The sequence below is a fragment of the Zhengella sp. genome (genome assembly GCF_041397485.1).
In the GTDB taxonomy this organism is placed as follows: Bacteria; Pseudomonadota; Alphaproteobacteria; order Rhizobiales; family Rhizobiaceae; genus Zhengella.
On sequence record NZ_JAWKWO010000001.1, the window covers coordinates 292,028 to 311,444 of the forward strand.

The 19,417-nt window shown below is 65.8% G+C and carries 18 protein-coding genes and 1 pseudogene; 10 read left to right on the plus strand and 9 right to left on the minus strand.

Features of this window, described 5'->3' with window-relative positions; all coding sequences use genetic code 11:
- Nucleotides 1–37: 37 nt before the first annotated feature.
- Entirely contained in the window at nucleotides 38–1,036 is a 999-nt protein-coding gene (locus R3D65_RS01255) for a LysR family transcriptional regulator (RefSeq protein WP_371273414.1), read from the plus strand.
- Here the strand turns inward: R3D65_RS01255 and R3D65_RS01260 are convergent.
- Nucleotides 997–1,887 (minus strand): NAD(P)-dependent oxidoreductase, encoded by an 891-nt coding sequence (locus R3D65_RS01260; RefSeq protein ID WP_371273415.1) that lies wholly within the window; start codon nucleotides 1,885–1,887, stop codon nucleotides 997–999. The two genes, R3D65_RS01255 and R3D65_RS01260, sit on opposite strands and share 40 nt — an antisense overlap.
- A gap of 175 nt (nucleotides 1,888–2,062) precedes the next feature.
- Here R3D65_RS01260 and R3D65_RS01265 point away from each other — a divergent pair, with 175 nt between their 5' ends.
- The 4 genes from R3D65_RS01265 to R3D65_RS01280 all read left to right on the plus strand — a co-directional run bounded on the left by R3D65_RS01265 (nucleotide 2,063) and on the right by R3D65_RS01280 (nucleotide 7,797).
- Entirely contained in the window at nucleotides 2,063–2,881 is an 819-nt protein-coding gene (locus R3D65_RS01265; RefSeq protein ID WP_371273416.1) for a sugar phosphate isomerase/epimerase family protein, read from the plus strand.
- A gap of 10 nt (nucleotides 2,882–2,891) precedes the next feature.
- A complete protein-coding gene (dhaL, locus tag R3D65_RS01270; RefSeq protein WP_371273417.1) occupies nucleotides 2,892–4,640 on the plus strand; it encodes a dihydroxyacetone kinase subunit DhaL in 1,749 nt (582 codons plus the stop codon).
- A 158-nt stretch (nucleotides 4,641–4,798) separates the two neighbouring features.
- Entirely contained in the window at nucleotides 4,799–6,253 is a 1,455-nt protein-coding gene (locus R3D65_RS01275; protein WP_371273418.1) for an amidase, read from the plus strand.
- 29 nt (nucleotides 6,254–6,282) lie between these two features.
- Nucleotides 6,283–7,797: a malonyl-CoA synthase gene (locus R3D65_RS01280; RefSeq protein ID WP_371273419.1), complete on the plus strand. Its 1,515-nt coding sequence runs from the start codon at nucleotides 6,283–6,285 to the stop codon at nucleotides 7,795–7,797.
- 4 nt (nucleotides 7,798–7,801) lie between these two features.
- Here the strand turns inward: R3D65_RS01280 and R3D65_RS01285 are convergent, their stop codons facing one another.
- Both R3D65_RS01285 and R3D65_RS01290 read right to left on the minus strand, forming a co-directional pair.
- Entirely contained in the window at nucleotides 7,802–8,404 is a 603-nt protein-coding gene (locus R3D65_RS01285; protein ID WP_371273420.1) for a sulfite oxidase heme-binding subunit YedZ, read from the minus strand.
- A gap of 130 nt (nucleotides 8,405–8,534) precedes the next feature.
- On the minus strand, nucleotides 8,535–9,137 hold the full coding sequence (locus tag R3D65_RS01290; protein WP_371273421.1) for an EF-hand domain-containing protein: 603 nt from the start codon (nucleotides 9,135–9,137) through the stop codon (nucleotides 8,535–8,537).
- A 249-nt stretch (nucleotides 9,138–9,386) separates the two neighbouring features.
- Here R3D65_RS01290 and R3D65_RS01295 point away from each other — a divergent pair, with 249 nt between their 5' ends.
- The 5 genes and pseudogenes from R3D65_RS01295 to R3D65_RS01315 form a co-directional block, all read left to right on the plus strand.
- Nucleotides 9,387–10,103, plus strand: a complete 717-nt coding sequence (locus R3D65_RS01295; protein ID WP_371273422.1) for a response regulator — start codon at nucleotides 9,387–9,389, stop codon at nucleotides 10,101–10,103.
- A gap of 4 nt (nucleotides 10,104–10,107) precedes the next feature.
- A complete protein-coding gene (locus R3D65_RS01300) occupies nucleotides 10,108–11,481 on the plus strand; it encodes an ATP-binding protein (RefSeq protein WP_371273423.1) in 1,374 nt (457 codons plus the stop codon).
- A gap of 69 nt (nucleotides 11,482–11,550) precedes the next feature.
- Nucleotides 11,551–12,246 carry a DUF4386 domain-containing protein gene (locus R3D65_RS01305; protein ID WP_371273424.1) on the plus strand — a complete coding sequence of 232 codons (696 nt, stop codon included), beginning with the start codon at nucleotides 11,551–11,553 and terminating at the stop codon, nucleotides 12,244–12,246.
- A 74-nt stretch (nucleotides 12,247–12,320) separates the two neighbouring features.
- Complete coding sequence (locus R3D65_RS01310) at nucleotides 12,321–13,109, plus strand: NAD kinase (protein ID WP_371273425.1); 789 nt, start codon at nucleotides 12,321–12,323, stop codon at nucleotides 13,107–13,109.
- 181 nt (nucleotides 13,110–13,290) lie between these two features.
- Nucleotides 13,291–14,437, plus strand: a pseudogene (locus tag R3D65_RS01315) (DEAD/DEAH box helicase); the annotation flags it as partial.
- Between the two features lie 410 nt (nucleotides 14,438–14,847).
- Here R3D65_RS01315 and sufA read toward each other — a convergent pair.
- The 6 genes from sufA to R3D65_RS01345 form a co-directional block, all read right to left on the minus strand.
- A complete protein-coding gene (sufA, locus tag R3D65_RS01320; RefSeq protein ID WP_371273426.1) occupies nucleotides 14,848–15,228 on the minus strand; it encodes a Fe-S cluster assembly scaffold SufA in 381 nt (126 codons plus the stop codon).
- 114 nt (nucleotides 15,229–15,342) lie between these two features.
- Nucleotides 15,343–15,729 (minus strand): SUF system Fe-S cluster assembly protein, encoded by a 387-nt coding sequence (locus tag R3D65_RS01325; RefSeq protein WP_371273427.1) that lies wholly within the window; start codon nucleotides 15,727–15,729, stop codon nucleotides 15,343–15,345.
- A 5-nt stretch (nucleotides 15,730–15,734) separates the two neighbouring features.
- Complete coding sequence (locus tag R3D65_RS01330) at nucleotides 15,735–16,976, minus strand: cysteine desulfurase (protein WP_371273428.1); 1,242 nt, start codon at nucleotides 16,974–16,976, stop codon at nucleotides 15,735–15,737.
- 126 nt (nucleotides 16,977–17,102) lie between these two features.
- The gene (sufD, locus tag R3D65_RS01335) at nucleotides 17,103–18,374 is read right to left on the minus strand and encodes a Fe-S cluster assembly protein SufD (protein ID WP_371273429.1); all 1,272 of its coding nucleotides are present in this window, start codon (nucleotides 18,372–18,374) and stop codon (nucleotides 17,103–17,105) included.
- A 10-nt stretch (nucleotides 18,375–18,384) separates the two neighbouring features.
- Nucleotides 18,385–19,140: a Fe-S cluster assembly ATPase SufC gene (gene sufC / locus R3D65_RS01340; RefSeq protein ID WP_371273430.1), complete on the minus strand. Its 756-nt coding sequence runs from the start codon at nucleotides 19,138–19,140 to the stop codon at nucleotides 18,385–18,387.
- Between the two features lie 78 nt (nucleotides 19,141–19,218).
- Nucleotides 19,219–19,401: a hypothetical protein gene (locus tag R3D65_RS01345; RefSeq protein ID WP_371273431.1), complete on the minus strand. Its 183-nt coding sequence runs from the start codon at nucleotides 19,399–19,401 to the stop codon at nucleotides 19,219–19,221.
- Nucleotides 19,402–19,417 lie beyond the last annotated feature (16 nt).

The following is a 19,417-nucleotide window of genomic DNA, read 5'->3' on the forward strand; positions in this document are numbered from 1 at the left end:
TGCAGATCTTTCTCGGTGAAAACCCGGCAGCCCGGCCATGCGCGACATCAACATCAAGGCGACTGAATATTTCGAGGCGGTCGCCCGGCTGGGGTCGGTGACCAAGGCCGCCCAGGAACTGGGCGTCTCGCCATCGGCGGTGTCGCAACAGATCCGCAACCTCGAAAGCCAGTTCGGCGTGCGCCTGTTCCGGCGGGAAAAGCGCAAGCTCATCCTGACGCTGGACGGGGACCGGCTGTTCCAGACCACGACACAGGCCTTCGCCGCGATCCGCAATGCGCGCAGCTCGATTGCCCGCCAGCGCGAGGTGCGCAACCTCATCATCCGCGTCAGCCCCAGTTTCGGCGTGCGGTGGCTGGGCCCGCGCATCAACGGGTTCCTGACGGCCAATCCGGACTGGAACATCCGTATCGACGCAACGCCGGATTTCTCGGCCTTCGAGACGGAGGCCGTCGATTTCGACTTGCGCTATGGCATGGGCGGCTGGGCGGGCCTTGCCGAACGCAGCGTGCTGAACGATCTCGTGCTGCCGCTGTGCAGCCCCGGCTATCTGGCCGAACTGAAGGCGGTCTCGCCCGATCCGGCCGAACAGATCCGGGCCGCCCGGCTGATCGACAGCGTCAAGTCGCTTCTGCGCTGGGACCTGTGGCTGGCGCAGAACGACATCGCGGTTCCCGATCTCAACTATCCGCTGCGCTTCGACCGCTCCTCCATGTCCATCGAACTGGCCAAGCAAGGGGGCGGACTGGCGCTCGACAGCGTGACGCTGTGCCTGCCGGAACTCAGCCGCGGCGAACTGGTGCCGTTCTGCCCGGATATTCCGGTCATCGATTTTCCGGCCTACTGGATGGTTTGCCCGCCGCGCCACTTCACCCGGCGCATCGTCAACCGCTTCGCCGACTGGCTCAGCCTCCAAAGCGCGGCGCACGAGACGGAGGCGCGGCGCATGCTGGGGGAATTCGGCTGCCAGTTCCGCAAGGAAACGGCGGACGTGCCTCAGGCCTTGCTGACCGGCTTTCCGGTCAATGCCTCATAGGCCTTCACCACGGCGCTGTCGTCCTGCTTTCCGTGGCCAAGACCGGATGCGGCCAGCAGCATCTGGTGCGCGGCGGCGGCCAACGGCAGGGGCGCGGAAACGTCACGGCCCGCCTGCATCACCAGTCCCAGATCCTTGACGAAGATGTCGACGGTGGACGTGACGGACGGCTCATCCTCCATCATGCGCGGCACGCGGTCGTCAGCCATCCAGCTTTGCCCCGCGGAGGACGAGACGATCTCGTGCAGCTTGCGCGGATCGCAGCCGGCCCTGGCGCCGAGCGCCATGTATTCGGCCGCGGCCACGAGATGAACTCCGGCGGCAAGCTGATGCACGACCTTGTAGGTGGAGCCGATACCGGCTTCTCCGCCAAGCCGGTGAACCGTGTTCGCGACAGCCGCCAGCAAGGATCCGGCGCGCGCGAAGGCTTCATCAGGCCCCGAGGCCATGACGGTCAGGGTTCCGGCCCGCGCCCCCACCTGCCCGCCCGAAACCGGGGCATCGAGCATGTGATGGCCAAGGGCGTTCAGTCTGGCGGCGATGTCACGGGCGTCGGAGGGGGCGATCGTGGAGGAAAGCACGACGGTTGCCGATGGCGCCAGCGCATGCGCCGCGCCGCTGTCGAAAAGAACCGTGCGGGCCTGATCCGCATTGACCACCATGACGAGGAGCAGGCCGGCGCCGCTTGCCGCCCCTGCCGCCGTTTCGGACGGATCGCCGCCAAGGGCGGCGAAGCGCTCGCGGGCCGCCGGGGCGATGTCATAGCCTGTCAACGCAATGCCGGCCTGCAGGATATTGCCGGCCATGCCGAGCCCCATGGCGCCAAGGCCGATGATTGCCGTCTTGTCCATGCCGTCTCCTCCCGTGCCAAGAGGTAGCAGGGGTTAAGCCGCCGCTCCAATGGGCAAATGTGCAAAGGTTTGTAGAAAATCTTAATATCGACCATGGCTGCGTTTGCCTATCCCTTGCGCCAGCGATCACCGCGTCCGATGCCAGCACAGTAGCCAGGACGCCGACCGGGAGGACATGATGAGGCTTGGACTGGGCAGCTACGCCTATCGCTGGTCGATCGGCATCAAGGATCAGGTTCCCGACCGGCCGATGACGCCCTTCGAGCTATTGGAGGCTGCGGCGGGCTATGGCCTCGACGTGGTGCAATACGCCGACAACATGCCGCTCGACCGGCTCGGCGAGGGCGACCAGCATCGCCTGCGCGAAACGGCGGCGGCGAACGGCATCGCACTGGAACTGGGGACGCAGAGCTTCAAGGACGAGGAGGTTTCGCTCTATCTGGAGATCGGCGAAAGGCTGGGTGCGAAAATTCTGCGCGTGGCGCTGGACGCGGGCGATGCGCGCATTCCGGTGCCAGAGCTTGCGGAGCGCCTGAAACCACTTCTTGCGAAGGCGCGCGCGGCAGGCATCCGCATCGCCATCGAGAACCATTTCAACTATCCGTCGCCGCGCCTGGTGGACCTGCTGGAAACCGCCGGCGACGACACGCTCGGCGTCTGCCTCGATGTCGCCAACTCCATCTGTGCCGGCGAATGGCCGGAAGAAACCGTGCGGCTGCTGGCGCCTCACGCGATCAACCTGCACCTGAAGGACTATGTCATCACGCCGGACACTTATGGCGTCGGCTTCCAGATTCACGGCGTGCCGCTGGGACAGGGGCGCGCGCCCATCGGGTGGATTCTCGACCAGCTTGCCCATTGCCCGGCGGACATGTCCGTCATTCTCGAACACTGGCTGCCGATGAACGGCGATGCGGCTGCCGCGCGGGCACAGGAGACGCCATGGCTCGACCAGACGGTCGCGGCAGCAAGGACGTTCCTGGCCGGCCGCTGAGGAGAAAACCATGAGCGAGATCCGCACCAAGAAACTCATCAATGCACCCGAGGATCTGATCGCCGAGGCGATCGAGGGCATGGTGCTGGCGCATCCCGGCATGCTGACCGTGGAAGGACCGACCGGCCGGGCCGTGGTGGCGGTGGACGCCCCCCGCGACGGCAAGGTGGGCATCGTCATCGGCGGCGGATCGGGGCACGAGCCGGCATTTGCCGGCTATGTCGGGCGCGGACTTGCCGATGCCGCGGCCGTGGGCAATGTCTTTGCCTCACCAAGCCCGGAGCAGATCATGGATGCGGCACGCGCGGTCGATGGCGGCGCCGGGATCCTGTTCCTCTATGGCAACTATACCGGCGACGTGATGAATTTCGACATGGCGGCGGAGGAATGCGAGGCCGCCGGCATTGCGGTGCGATCCGTCCAGGTGACGGACGACGTGGCTTCCGCGCCCGCGGACCGGGCAGGAGAACGGCGCGGCATTGCCGGCGACTTCTTCGTCTTCAAGATCGCCGGCGCGGCGGCCGAGCTTGGCCGAGACCTCGACGCCTGCGAAGCGGCAGCGCGCCATGCCAATGCAAATACGCGTTCCATGGGCGTTGCGCTGACGGCCTGCTCGATGCCGCAGACGCTGAAGCCGAATTTCGAGATCGGGCCTGACGAGATGGAAATCGGCATGGGCCTGCATGGCGAGCCGGGTATCCGCCGGGGCAAGCTGGAACCCGCCGATGCCGTTACCGGCGAACTGATGGCGCCGATCCTGGCCGACATGGACCTGAAGGCCGGCGACCGGGTGGCGGTGCTGGTCAACGGTCTCGGCGCCACCGGACAGTTGGAACTCTATATCATCCACCGGCGGGTGGCGCAGATCCTGGCGGCGCGCGGTGTGGCCATCCATCATTCCTGGGTTGGCGAATATGCCACCTCGCTGGAAATGGCGGGCGCTTCTGTCACGCTGATCAAACTGGACGATGATCTGGCATTGCTGCTCGATACGCCATGCCGCACGCCGGCGCTGACGGTGGGTACCACCCTGCCCGCAGCCGCCGCAACCCGAACGCGCCGCCACACGAATGCCGTTCGGGAGACAGCAACCTTGGAACGTGCCGACCTGAAGACCGGCGGCCCCGTAACGCCGGTCCAGTTTCGGGCCATGATGCAGGCTGCCGGCCAGGCGATTGCCCGCAACCGTGACTGGCTGTCCGAACTCGATGGGGTGATCGGCGACGGCGACCATGGAGTGACGATGGATATCGGCTGGACGGCCGTGCGAAAGGCGCTGGAAACGTCGCCTGACGACGAAACGATATCCGAGACCTGCGACCGGATGGCGAAGGCCTTTCTCGATGCGGTCGGCGCTTCCTCCGGCCCGCTCTATGCCAGCGCCTTGCGCAGTGCGGGCGCGGCGGTGTCCGACCGGCTCAACCTGGATGCGGCGGCCATGGTGGCGTGGATCAAAGGCATGCATACCGGGATTGCCGGGCGCGGCGGCGCGAAGCCCGGCGACAAGACGATGATCGACGCCTGGGCACCGGCGGCCGAAGCCGCAGCCACCGCACTGGCTTCCGGCCAGGGTCTTGCCGCCTGCCTCGAAGCGGCCGTCAACGGCGCCCGGCGCGGACGCGACCATACCGCCACGCTGGAAAGCCGGCGCGGCCGCTCCGCCAAACTCGGCGCACGCTCCATCGGCCATGTCGACCCTGGCGCGGCGTCGGCGCATGTCATGCTGGAGGCCATTCGCGCCGCGTCTCCGGAGGACTGAAGGGCCAGGATGCACTGCCGGCCGGCGGGCCGGCGGGCTGAAATGCTGCAAGCTCGGTTCATATATCAGTAAGCCAAGGGACTACCATACATTGTAAACGGGGCGTCGCCGTACTACGAAGGTCGCAGACTGTGCTCCTGCACCTGGATTAGGCAAAAATGACGATACCCGAAACCGAATACACGGGCCCCGACCTGTGCGCACTTCCGGCCCGCGAAGCGGTCGAAATGCTCAAGAAGGGCGAACTTTCACCGGACGACCTGCTGGATGCGGCCACGATGCGCATCGTGGAGGTGGAACCGGCCGTCAACGCCACCGTGACCGTTTGCGAGGACCGCGCGCGCGCGGCCGTGGCGCGGCTGGATGCGGATCGAAAGGCACGCGGCCATGAGCCGGGCTGGCTTGCCGGCCTGCCGATCACGATCAAGGACCTGACCATGGTGTCGGGCGTTCGCACGACCTATGGCAACATGGCCCTGAAGGATTTCGTGCCCACGGAGAACGATCCGCTGGTCGAACTGATGGAGCGGCGCGGCGGCATCGTCATCGGCAAGACCAACACGCCGGAATTCGGCGCCGGCGGCAACACGTTCAACGACGTTTTCGGTTACACGCGCAATCCGTGGGACACGCGCAGGAATGCGGGCGGATCGTCCGGCGGCGCGGCGGTTTCGCTGGCGACGGGCGAATGCTGGCTGGCGCAGGGGTCAGACCTTGCCGGGTCGCTGCGCACACCGGCGGGCTATTGCGGTGTCGTCGGCCTGCGGCCCTCACCGGGGCGGTGCGGCGGCGGCCCTGCGGCGACCGCCTTCTCCATCGAGGGCATTTCCGGGCCCATGGCGCGCGATGTGCGCGATCTGGCGCTGTTTCTCGACGCCATGGCCGGCTTCATTCCCGAGATGCCGACCACCCTGGACGCGCCGCGCGAGCCGTTCCAGGAGGCCGTGCGGCGGGCCGATGGCGCCGTGCGCATCGCCTTTGCCGAGGACCAGGGCGGTTTCGCACCGGTGGAGGCGAATATCCGGCAGGTGCTGCGTGCGGCGATGGACAAGGTCGCGCGGGCCGGCACAAGCGTCGATGAGGCCTGCCCGGACCTGCCGGGCCTGTACGAGACCTATGTCACGCTGCGCGGCATCCATTACGGGTCGGTCAATGCCTACCTGCCTGATGCCGTCCAGGCGCATTTCAAGCAGACATTACGCGAGAATACCGGGTTCGGCCGCGCGCTGACGGTGGAGCGCATCTATGATGCCATGCGCCAGCGCACCGTGCTCTTCCATGCCATGCGCACGTTCCTGCATGGCCATGACGTGCTCGCCCTGCCCGTCACCGGCCTCGAACCCGGCATGGTGGAGGAGGAATTTCCGCCCTTTGTGGATGGCGAGCCGGTGACGGATTATGTCGACTGGCTGCGCTTCTCCTTTCTCGCCACGACGACCGGCCTGCCGGCCATCGTGCTGCCCGTGGGCTTCACCGACACGGCGATGCCGGTCGGCATCCAGCTCATCGGCCCGCCACGCGGCGAGGCGCGGCTGCTGCAGGCCGCGCGGGCCGTCGAGGAGGCTGTCGGCTTTCCCCGCACGCCGATTGATCCTATCGTGCGCCATCGCTGAAGACAGACAGGACACGAAACGCCATCGCCATGCATAACGCGCTCCACGACAGCCTCTTCGCCCGCCACGCGGCAAGCGACACGACGTTCCTGATCCTGCCCGACGGGCGCGAGATCTCCTATCGCGCGTTTCTTGCGCTCGCGTCACGCATGGCCCATGCGCTGCGCGGCGCGGGCGTCGGGGTGGGCGACCGCGTGGCGGTGCAGGTGAAGAAGACACCTGAAGCGCTGGCGCTCTATGCGGCCTGCGTGAAGGCTGGCGCCATATTCCTGCCGCTCAACACCGCCTATACGGCCAGCGAAGTGGCCTATTTCGTCACCGACGCGCAGGCGAAACTGCTCGTCTGCGACAGCAGCGCGACCGGGGCCCTGGCGCCCGTCGCCGGGAGCGCGGATGCCGGGCTGATGACGCTCGACGGCGACGGCACGGGCACGTTGACGGATGCGGCCCGAAGCGCGCCGGAGCATTTCGAACCGGCGGAGCGCGGCGCGGACGACCTGGCCGCCTTCCTCTACACATCGGGGACCACCGGGCGCTCCAAGGGCGCAATGCTGACCCACGACAACCTGCTTTCCAATGCCGAATCGCTCGTCGACACCTGGCGATTTGCCGCAGACGACGTTCTGCTGCACGCGCTGCCCATTTTCCATACGCACGGGCTTTTCGTGGCCACCAATGTCATCCTGCTGGCGGGCGCGAAGATGATCTTCCTGCCCGGCCCGGACATGGACCTGATGTTTGCGGCCATGCCGCGCGCCACGACGATGATGGGCGTGCCGACCTTCTACACCCGGCTGCTGGCCGACGATCGGCTGACACGCGATGCGGTGGCCCATATGCGGCTTTTCATCTCCGGCTCCGCGCCGCTGCTGGCCGAGACCCATGCCGAATTCGAGGCGCGCACGGGCCACCGTATCCTCGAACGCTACGGCATGACCGAAACCAACATGAACACGTCCAATCCCCATGACGGGGAACGGCGGGCCGGAACGGTGGGCTTTCCGCTGCCGGGCGTTTCGCTGCGCGTGGCGGACCCGGAGACCGGGCGGATTCTCGGGCCCGGCGAGATCGGCGTGCTGGAGGTCAAGGGCCGCAACGTCTTCAAGGGCTACTGGAACATGCCGGAAAAGACGGCGGAGGAATTCCGCGCCGACGGCCATTTCATCACCGGCGATCTCGGCATGGTGGATGCGGACGGATACGTGACCATTGTCGGCCGCGCCAAGGACCTCATCATTTCCGGCGGCTACAACATCTATCCCAAGGAGATCGAACTGGCGCTGGACGAAGCGGCAGGCGTGAGTGAAAGCGCGGTCATCGGCGTGCCGCATGCCGATTTCGGCGAAGGCGTGGTGGCGGTGGTCGTGCCGAAGCCCGGCGCCGCGATTGACGAGGCCGGGCTGATGGCGGCAATCGCGCCCGGGCTTGCCCGCTTCAAGCAACCCAAGCGCATTTTCCTGATCGACGAATTGCCGCGCAACACGATGGGCAAGGTGCAGAAATCCGTGCTGCGCGAGCGGTTCGCGGATACATTCGCGTCATGACCGGTCAGGCCAGCGCCTGACGCTGCGACCGGCGGCGGAACCAGTACCAGATGCGCCAGGCTTCCAGCGCGGCCAGCGGCGCGAAATGGACGACCGCGCCCGTCGGATGCCCCCAATCGTGCAGGCTGGCCCAATGGATGAGCGTCAGCACCGCGGCGGCGTAGGTCCAGCGCTGAAGCGATTTCCAGCGCGGTCCCATCTTGCGCAGGAAGTAGTCCGAAGAGGTGACCGCCAACGGGATGAAGATGGCGAAGGCGATCCAGCCGGTCCAGATATAGAGGCGCGGCAGTTCGGCCAGGACAGTCTCCAGCGCGGCCTTGTCGGCCAGATAGAAGACCGTATGCAGCGCGGCATAGCCGAACGCGGCGACGCCGAAATAGCGCCGGTTCTTTCTCAGCCAGCGGGCGAAGCCGGTGCCCTTGAACAGCATGGTCAGCGGCGTGATCATCAGCGTGACGATCAGCAGGCGCGCTGCAAACTCACCGGTCGGGTGAACGAGGATGTGGATGATGCGGGGATTGGCCGAGACGAAGGCTTGCCCGATCCAGATGGCGGGCAGAACCGACAGGACTGCCCAGAGCCACCAGGGCGACAGACGCGACAGCATGATCTTGCTCCTGCTCCCGCCGTCGAGACACGGCGGTCGATTGCTTGCGTGATTGAAATTGCGTGCGTGATTGACGAGGCGGAGAGCGGACAGACCCCGGCGCCGGCCCGCTCTCCTGTCCGGTTGGCCGTCAGCGGCGGCCGCGGCCGCGGTCTTCCATGCTCAGGGCGCCATCGCCATTGCGGTCCATGAATTTCACCACATTGCCGAAGCGGGTATCCATCTCGGCCTTGGAAATCTGGCCGTCGCCATCGTCATCGAGGCGCTGGAAGGCATCGACCATGCGCGAGCGGGTCATTTCGCGGTAGATGGTGTCGAATTCCTCGATGCTGAGCGCACCGTCGCCAGACGTGTCAGCGCCGGAAACCTTGGCATCGCGGAATGCGTCGATCTCGGCCTGGGTGATCTTGCCGTCCTTGTCGGCGTCGATCTGCATGAACACGGCGCGGAACATGCCGCCGCGCCCGCCCATGCCATGTCCGCCCATGCCGTGGCGGCCACCGTGATGCTTGCCCCAGTGGCGGCCTTCGCCGTCACGGCCCCAGTGGCGGCCTTCGCCGCCGTGGCGGCCCCAGCCGCGTTCGCCGTCACGCCAGTCGGCACCCATCATGCCCGGCATCTGGGTTTCCGCCCGGGCTTTCGGCCCACCATCCTGCGCAATGGCGGCAACGGCTCCAACGCCGGTAATCGTGACAGCAATGAGTGCTGCGGAGAGAAGTGTGGAACGGTTCATGGTCAAATCCTTTCCCTGGTTCAAGGGTTCGGGCCTTGCGGCCGGTGATGTGTCCCTTGAGGCCAAGCTAGGTGAAAAAGGCGCGAAACGTGTGTCAACCGCTGGCATAGTTTGTCGCCATATGTCGCGCCTGCCGCTCCTGATACATTTTGCGACAAACTTTGCCTGCCGGCAGCGCCGCGAAAGGTTCTACATGGCAGAAGGAACCAGCCGGCGTGGCGGCAGGAAGACCAGACGGAGAGTTGAGACGTGACCGCCAATGCAGACCCGCACATCCTGATCGTTGACGATGCGCGCGACATTCGCGAGCCGCTCGGCCAATATCTGCGCAAGCAGGGCATGCGCACCCGCCTTGCGGCCAATGCGGCCGAAGCGCGCGCGGCCATCGAGGAGGCGGTGATCAGCCTCGTGGTGCTCGACATCATGATGCCGGGCGAGGACGGGCTGAGCCTGTGCCGCTGGCTTTCGGCGCGTGGCGGTCCGCCCGTCATCCTGCTCACCGCCATGGCGGACGAGGCCGACCGCATCGTGGGGCTGGAAATCGGCGCCGACGATTATATCGTCAAGCCGTTCAATCCGCGCGAATTGCTGGCCCGGATCCGTGCCGTGCTGCGCCGCGTTCCGCCGCCCGAGCCCTCCCTGCCCTCCGGGCGGCGCCGCTTTGCCGGATGGGCGCACGATGCGGGCGAACACAGGCTCCATCACGACGACGGGCGCATCGTGGAGCTGACTTCGGGGGAAAGCCGGCTGCTGTCGGTGTTTCTCGATCATCCGCACACGGTGCTCAGCCGCGCCCGCCTGCTCGACCTGACCGCCGGGCGCGAAGCCAAGGCCTATGACCGCGCCATCGACAACACGATCAGCCGGTTGCGGCGCAAGATCGAGGCGGACGCCAGGTCGCCGCGCCTGCTGGTCACCGAGTGGGGTGGCGGCTATGTGCTGGCAGCCGATGTGACGGAGGCCTGACGCCATGGGCCGCCTGCTTCCCGACAGCCTGACCTGGCGCTTTGCCCTGCTGCTGGCGGCGGCGCTGATCGCGGCCAATGTGGTGGCCGGCGTGCTGCTTTCCACCCAGCGCCAGCGCCTGGACGATGCAGCGCGCGAGGCGCGCGAGATCGAGCGTATCACGTCGCTCGTCCCGGCGCTCGAAGCCGTCAGCCGGTCCGCGTGGCGTGCCATCGAGCGCGATGCCTCGACCCGGTTCTCACGCATCCGCATCACGGAAAGCCCGGTCGTCGAGGCGACGGCGAGCGATGCCCGCTCGCGGGAACTGGCGCAACGCATCATGGAGGCGCTGCCGGGGCGCAGCGTTGCCGTGGCGGTGGTGGACCGTTCGAAATGGTACAGTTTCCGCAGGCGGGCCGGCGACAGGCATGAGACCGGCGCCGACGAACCGGACACCATCGCCGTCTCGGTCGCCCTCGACCCCGGTGCGGGGGCGGAACGGGCGGAAGCCTGGCTGAACCTCATGTCATTCGCTCCCCGCCACATGCGCGGCGAGGCGCGGCCCGGCGCCATGCTGACCATCCTCGTCCTGTCTCTGGTTGCCGTTCTTGGCGCGGGCCTGCTTCTCGTGCGCCACCTGACGCGCCCGCTGGCGGCGCTCGCCGAGGCCGCGCGGGCGGCAGGCCGCGGCGACCGGTCGGTGCGGGTGCCGGAGGACGGGGTTCGCGAAATGCGCGCGGCGGCCAGTGCCTTCAACGACATGCAGGCGCGCATCGCCGGGTTCGATGCGGAACGCATGCGCACGCTGGCCGCTGTCGGCCATGACTTGCGCACGCCCATCACCAGCCTTCGCATCCGCGCGGAAATGCTGGACGAGGCGGAGGCCGCTCCGATCATCCGCACGCTGGATGAAATGACGGTGATGGCCGAAGGGCTGATCGCCTATGCCAAGGGCATACAGGATGCCGAGACCGTGCAGCCGGTCGACCTGACGGACCTGCTGGACCGGCTGTGCCGCGAGCGCGGCGCCGCCTTTTCCGGCGAAGGCCGTTTGGCCGTGGATGGCAAGCCGGTGGCGCTCGGCCGCGTCTTTTCCAATCTCATCGACAATGCGATCCGCTATGGCGGCTCGGCCACCGTCTTCCTCTGCCAGCGCGATGGCGAAGCGGTCGTCTCCGTGTCGGATGACGGGCCCGGCATTCCGGCGGAACGGCTGGAAAGCATGTTCGAGCCTTTCGTGCGCGGCGAGGAAAGCCGGAGCGCGCAGACCGGCGGCGCGGGTCTTGGCCTTTCCATCGCCCGCAGTCTCGTTCTGGCCCATGGCGGGAGCCTGCGGCTGGAGAACCGCGCGCCACGCGGCCTTTGCGCCACCGTGACGCTGCCGCTGCGCAAGCCGTGACAGCTGCGCGATGCCCCTGCCCGCATTTGCGGGAAGACAGGGCGCGGCCTTTCGTGCAAGCATGGCCGGATGAGCAGCAATGGCGCCCCTGTTTCCGTGTCCCTGTTCCGGCTGGCGGGCCTGGCCTATCTCGTGATCATCCTGGCGGGTGTCAGCGCAGAGGCGCTGCTGCGCGGGCCGCTGATCGACTATTCCGATGCAGCGGCAACGGCCATTTCCCTGCGCGAGAACAGCGCGCAATTCCGGCTTTCCATCGCGGCTGACCTGGCGATGGCGCTTTGCGATGCGCTTCTCGCCATCCTGCTCTTCCTGGTCTTCCGCGGTATTTCCTTCTCCCTGGCGCTGGCAGCGCTGGTGTTCCGGCTGATCCAGACGGTGGTCATCGCGGTCAATCTGCTGGCGCTGCAAGCCGCGTGGCTGCTGGCCGCTGGCGACGCTTCCACCAGCGAACCGGCCAATATCCTGCTGCTCCTGGACACGCATCGCCACGGCTATGATCTCGGACTCGCCTTCTTCGCCGTCAATTGTTTCCTGACCGGCCTTCTGGTCATCCGGTCGGCCCTTTTTCCCCGCCTGCTGGGCATTGGCCTTGCAGCCAGCGGCATCGTCTATCTGGCCGGAAGCCTGAGCCGCTTTTTCGCCCCGGCCCTCCTGCCAGCCGTCCAGCCGGCCTATGTCGTGCCGCTCGTGGTGGAAAGCGCCTTCTGCGCCTGGCTGCTGCTTGCCCGTTTCCCGGACCGGGCGCCCGGCGCAAAACCGGCCTGACAGGCGGCATCGGCGCCTTGGCCTTGGCGGAGCGGCATGCTAGGCCATTCGCCCGACATCCTGGCAGAAGGACCATGCCCTTGCTCGACAAGCCGGCCGACCAGATCAGCCTGGCCTTTCTGGCCGCGGACACGCCGGAGGCGCGCGACGCTGCCAAGCGGCTGGCCGCGCTTTACGGGCAGGAAGACCCGGAGCGCGCGGACGTGATCGTGGCGCTGGGCGGCGACGGGTTCATGCTGCAAACGCTGCACGAGACGATGGACAGCGGCCGGCGCATCTATGGCATGAACCGGGGCACGATCGGCTTCCTGATGAACGAATACCGCGAAACGGACCTGCGTGAACGCATTTCCGCGGCGCTGGGCGAAACCATTCGCCCGCTTCGCATGGTGGCGGTGGACGATACCGGCGCGCTGCATCATGCCAATGCGCTCAACGAGGTCTCGCTGCTGCGCCAATCCTTCCAGGCGGCCAAGATCCGCATCACTGTCGACGGCAAGGTGCGGCTGGACGAACTCATCTGCGACGGCGTGATGGTGGCCACACCCGCCGGATCGACTGCCTACAACCTGTCGGCCCACGGCCCGATCATTCCGCTGGATGCGCCCTTGCTGGCGCTCACGCCGGTCAGCCCGTTCCGGCCGCGGCGCTGGCGCGGCGCATTGCTGCCAAATCATGTCACGGTGGTTTTCGACATCCTGGAACCGGGCAAGCGGCCGGTCAACGCGGTGGCGGATCATTCGGAAGTGAAGTCCGTGGTCAAGGTCACGATCCGGGAGTCGCGCTCGGTCAGCGCCACCCTGCTCTTCGACGCAGAACACGGCTGGGACGAACGAATCCTGGCCGAGCAATTCCGCTATTGACCTTATTGGCGCATGAAAGCCGTGATTTGTACGGAAACTGTTGACTTTCGCGCCCATGACCCGTAGGGCGAAGCGAAATCGCCGGACAAAACTTGTGCGAAACCGTGCCTTGTCGTGCACCATACTCTGAATAAGAGACCCAAACCACGTGTCATCTGACGAAAACAATCAAGCTCCTGACGTGACTTTCGCTGATCTGGGACTGTCGCAGAAGGTCCTCTCGGCCGTTACCGATGCCGGCTATACCAAGCCGACGCCCATTCAGGCCGGCGCCATCCCCCATGCGCTTGCCAACAAGGACGTGCTGGGCATAGCCCAGACCGGCACCGGCAAGACCGCATCCTTCGTGCTGCCAATGCTGACACGGCTGGAAAAGGGCCGCGCGCGGGCACGCATGCCGCGCACGCTGATCCTGGAACCGACGCGCGAACTGGCGGCGCAGGTGGAGGAGAACTTTGTCAAATACGGCAAGAACCACCGCCTCAATGTCGCCCTGCTGATCGGCGGCGTCTCCTTCGACGAGCAGGACCGCAAGCTGGAACGCGGCGCGGACGTGCTGATCGCCACGCCCGGGCGCATGCTCGACCATTTCGAGCGCGGCAAGCTGCTGCTGAACGGTGTCGAGATCCTGGTCATCGACGAGGCCGACCGCATGCTCGACATGGGTTTCATTCCCGATATCGAGCGCATCTGCAAGCTGATCCCCTTCACCCGCCAGACGCTGTTCTTCTCGGCCACCATGCCGCCGGAGATCACGCGCCTGACCGAGCAGTTCCTGCATGCACCGGTGCGCGTGGAAGTGGCCAAGGCCTCTTCAACCGCCGAAACGGTGACACAGCGCCTCGTCAAGTGCGGCCCGAAGGACTGGGACCGGCGCGCCAAGCTGCGCGACATCATCCGCGCGGAAGAAGAGACAGGCGAATTGAAGAACGCCATCATCTTCTGCAACCGCAAACGCGACGTGTCGGAACTGTTCCGCTCGCTGGTCAAGCATGATTTCGATGCGGGCGCACTGCACGGGGACATGGACCAGCGCGCGCGCATGGCCATGCTGCAGGGCTTTCGCGACAACAAGCTGAAGCTGCTCGTCGCCTCCGATGTCGCGGCGCGCGGCCTCGACATCCCCGATGTCAGCCACGTCTTCAACTTCAACCTGCCGATCCATTCGGAAGACTATGTCCACCGCATCGGCCGCACGGGCCGTGCCGGGCGCTCCGGAAAGGCCTTCTCGCTTGTCGCCAAGGCGGACAGGAAATATCTCGACGCCATCGAAAAGATGATCGGCCGGGAACTGGAATGGCTGGACGGCGATCTTTCGACCTTGAGCGAAGAGGACAGCGCACCCGACACGTCACGCAGCCGCCGCGGCGGGCGCAAGACCGAACGGGGCGGCGACAGGCCGAAGCGCGAGCGCGGCGAACGGCGCGGCAGGCAGCCGGCTGAAGCCAGCGAGGAGGCCGGGACCGTGGCCACGACGGAAGCGCCCGTGCGCCAGGAAAGCCGCAGGGCACCGGCGCCGGAACAGCAGCGGGGCAAGCCAGCCGACGAGCGTCCGCGCCGCCGGCGCAACGAAGAGCGTGACAACGATCCGGCCCCTGTCGGTTTCGGCGACGACGTGCCGGCCTTCATGAAGATCGCGGTGCGCTGACCGCTCCGGATATCCGGAACCGGACATGGAAAAGGACCCTTTGCGGGTCCTTTTTGCATTTCTTCGTTGTCTATTGAACCGTTGGGCGGTTCAGGCCGCGCCACGCGCCTCGGCAAGCGCCTTCAGGTCGGCAGGCTTGAGTTCGACAGACTCGCCGCAGCCGCAGGCCGATGACTGGTTCGGATTGTTGAAGACAAAGCCGCTGCGCAGCGTCGTCACCTCGAAATCCATCTGGGTTCCAAGCAGGTACAGCGTTGCGGCGGGGTCGACCCAGACCCTGGCGCCGTCGTGCTCGATCACGTCGTCCCTGGCGTTCGGCTCTTTCACGGCATCGATGGTGTATTCCATGCCGGCGCAGCCGCCTTTCTTGATGCCGACGCGGATGCCGGCCACGCCTTCGTGGGCCTCGACCACCTCGCGCACACGCGCGGCAGCGGCATCGGTCATGGTCATGATTTCAAAACGGGCCATTCTTCCTCCATTCAACGCGGGTTCAAGGCCTGCGCAACGGGTTTCGGGCTGTGGTTCACACCTTCAAAGATGGGGCATGCAAGCGCATAGCGCAAGGCCAGCCCCGGCGGGCGATCAATACCAGCCGACGGCGACCTGGGCTTCTTCCGACATGCGGTCAGGCGTCCATGGCGGATCGAATGTCATCGCCACGTCGACCTGGCCGACGCCTTCCACGGAACTGACCGCGTTTTGCACCCAGCCCGGCATCTCGCCGGCCACGGGACAGCCGGGCGCCGTCAGGGTCATCAGGATCGACACGGACCGGTCATCCTCGATGTCGATCCGGTAGATCAGACCCAGTTCATAAATGTCGGCCGGAATCTCGGGATCGTATACGGTCTTCAGCGCACCGACAATATCATCGGTCAGGCGGGCAAGTTCCTCGGCGGGAATGGCCGAGGACGCGTGCAGCCCGTCATCGGCTGCGGTGTCGATATTCTGGGCCTGTTCATCAGTCATGGCGTTCATCCAAAAAAGTTGCGGGCCTTTTCCAACGCTTCAGCCAGGGCGTCAACCTCGGCATGGGTGTTGTAGAGGCCGAAAGAGGCGCGGCAGGTCGATGTCACGCCATAGCGCTTGAGCAGGGGCTGGGCACAATGGGTGCCGGCGCGGACCGCGACCCCTGCCCTGTCGATCACCATTGATACGTCGTGGGCGTGGATGCCCTCCAGTTCGAACGAAACAATGGCACCCTTGCCCGGCGCGTTGCCGAAAATGCGCAGCGAATTGATGCGTGAAAGCCGCTCATGGGCATAGTCACGCAGCGAGGCCTCGTGGGCGGCGATGTTTTCGCGGCCCAACGCCTGCATGTAGTCCAGCGCCGCGCCCAGGCCGATGGCCTGGACGATGGGCGGTGTGCCGGCCTCGAAGCGATGCGGTGGATGGTTGTAAGTGACCTTGTCCTCGGTCACCTCCTCGATCATTTCGCCGCCGCCCATGAACGGGCGCATGGATTCCAGCCGTTCCTTGCGGCCATACAGCACACCGATGCCGGAAGGCCCATAGACCTTGTGACCGGTGAAGACATACCAGTCGCAGTCCAGGTCCTGCACGTCGACGGGCATGTGAACCGCTGCCTGGCTGCCATCGACCAGCACGGGAATACCCCGTTCACGGGCAATGCGGCAGATCTCGCGGATCGGCGTCACCGTGCCGAGCACATTGGACATGTGGGTGATGGCGATGAGTTTCGTGCGCTCCGTGAGGCAGGCCTTGAAGGCTTCCAAGTCGAAGCCGCCATCCGCATCCACGGGTGCCCAGACCAGCTTCGCGCCCTTGCGTTCGCGCACGAAATGCCACGGCACGATGTTGGAATGGTGCTCCATGATGGAGAGAACGATCTCGTCGCCCTCGCCGAGATGGGCAAGTGCATGCCCGTAGGCCACCGTGTTGATCGCCTCGGTTGCCGACTTGGTGAAGACGATTTCGTCGACCGAGCCCGCATTGAGAAAGGCACGAACCTTTTCCCGCGCCCCTTCATAGGCGTCCGTTGCGGCATTCGACAGGAAATGCAGGCCACGATGGACATTGGCATATTCGTGCGAATAGGCATGGGTCACGGCGTCAATGACGGCCTGCGGCTTCTGGGCCGAAGCGCCATTGTCGAGATAGACCAGCGGTTTCCCGTGTACCTGGCGCGCCAGGATCGGAAAGTCGCGCCGGACCGTTTCGACGTCATAGGCATTGCGTGTCAGCGTCTCAGCCATGGCATTCTCCGCTTTGCATTGCATGTGCGGCCGGGCGCAGTGCCTTGCCCGAGCCGCTCTTACGCCGCCGGAGGGCCGGCAACGTTGCCGTTTCGCAAATTCGCCGGTTTCCGGTCATGGCTGTTCCTATCCGTGCGCCGCGAACCAGGCGTCGAGCTTTTCCTCAAGCGCGCCGACCAGTGCCTCGTCGTCCAGTTCCTCGATCACCTCGGCGACAAACGCCTTGACCAGCAGACGGCGGGCTTCCTTCTCCGGAATGCCGCGCGCCATGAGGTAGAAGAGGTGATCGTGGTCGATCTCGGCCACGGTCGCCCCGTGGCCGCAGGCCACGTCGTCGGCGAAGATCTCCAGTTCCGGCTTGGCGGAGAAATCGGCGTCGTCCGACATGAGCAGCGAATTGCAGGCCATGCGGGCATCGGTTTTCTGTGCGATGCGATGCACGTTGATCCGGCCCTGGAAGACGCCCCTGGCCTTGCCCATCACGACATTGCGCACGACTTCGGTCGACGTGGTATCCGGCACGGTGTGGTCCAGAACCATGGTCAGGTCGGTATGCCCTTCGCCGGCCAGGAGGTTGACCGTGCGCAGCTGGAAATCCGCGCCCTCGCCCCTGACTGCCACGACCACTTCCTCGCGCACCAGCTTTCCGCCAGCATTCATGATGAAAAGGCGCAGCTTCGCGTCCTTGCCAAGCGTGGCCGAAAAGCTGGACAGAAGCGAGGTGCTATCGGGCTGTTCCTGAACGACAATCCAGTTCACCTCGGCGCCCTCATCCAGCGTCAGGTCGGTCACCGAGGTGACCAGGGCCGCGCCCTGGCCGGATTGGCGCTCGACGATGGTGGCCCTGGCGCCAGCCCCCACGGAAACCGGAAAGCGGGCATGGACCTGGCCGCCCCCGTGGACATTCTGCATTTCCACGGGCACGTCCACCTCGGCGCCGGCCTCGATGTCCAAGGCCCAGCCACCGGAGACGAAGGCGGCATTGAGCGCACCGACGGTATCGTCGGCGTCGCGCGCGGCAAGCGACGGCGCCAGCGAACCGTCGGCAAGCAGTTCCGTCAGCGGACGGAAGGTGACACCGTCGATATTGTCATCGGCCTGCAGTGCCTGGCCGTTGGCCGTGATGGCGATGGCGGAATGTTCCAGCAGCTCGGCGACCGGTTCGGCCTGGGCTTCCTGGACATAGGCCGGCACGTCGGAGAGAAGGCGGCGCAAATCGGTGTAATGCCAGGCCTCGACGCGGCGCGTCGGCAGGCCGGCCTTGCGGAAGCCGTCAAAGGCCAGATCGCGCGCGCGCGCCACATCCGGATTTCCGGACAGGCGGGAGAAGCGCTCGCCATAGCCGTCGATCAGCGCCTGTTCGGCGGGCGTCGGCTTGGGTGCTGTCTGTATGTTCATCGCGGGCACCTCACGCGGCTTCGTCGATCACGTCGGCATAGCCGTTCTGCTCCAGATGCAGCGCCAGTTCCGCGCCGCCCGACTTGATGATGCGGCCCTTGTAGAGCACATGCACCGTATCCGGCACGATATGGTCGAGCAGCCGCTGGTAGTGGGTGATCACAAGGAAGGCGCGATCGGGCGAACGCAGCGCGTTGACGCCATCGGCAACAATCTTCAAGGCATCGATGTCGAGGCCGGAATCGGTCTCGTCCAGCACGCAGAGGGTGGGCTCCAGAAGTTTCATCTGCAGGATTTCCGCGCGCTTCTTCTCGCCGCCGGAGAAGCCGACATTGAGCGGACGCTTGAGCATGCCCATGTCCATTTCAAGGCTGGAGGCGGCTTCCTTCACCTTGCGCATCAGATCGGGGATCTTCAGCGGCTCCTCGCCACGCGCCTTGTGCTGGGCGTTCAGCGCGGTCTTGAGGAATTCCATCGTGGCAACGCCCGGTATCTCCATGGGATACTGGAAGGCCAGGAACACGCCCGACGCGGCACGTTCGGCCGGGTCCATTTCGAGCACGCTTTCGCCATTCCACAGGATGTCACCCTCGGTGACCTCATAATCCTCACGGCCGGCGATGACATAGGACAGCGTGGACTTGCCGGAGCCGTTCGGCCCCATGATGGCGGCAACCTCGCCCTTCTTCACGGTCAGGTCGAGACCCTTGATGATCTCGGTGCCATCCTCGGCGATGCGCGCATGCAGGTTCTTGATCTCGAGCATTGCAGGTTCTTTCGTTTTTCCCGGCCAGCCATGGCGGCCGTCTGTTTCGTCCGCGCGGTCCCGCCGCGCCTGTCTGTACTAGTTGCGGGCCCGGAACAGGCCGCGCGCGGCAAAGCTGATGCCGGCAATGGCCCCCAGAATGGCAGCGCTTGTGAGCGGCGAGCCAAAGGGCGCCAGCCAGAAGCCGAGGCCGCAGGCGATCAGGATGGAGATGGCGCCAGCGATCCGTTCGGCACCCGGTCCCGGTTTGGCCTTGGCCATGACGCTTCCTCCGTCT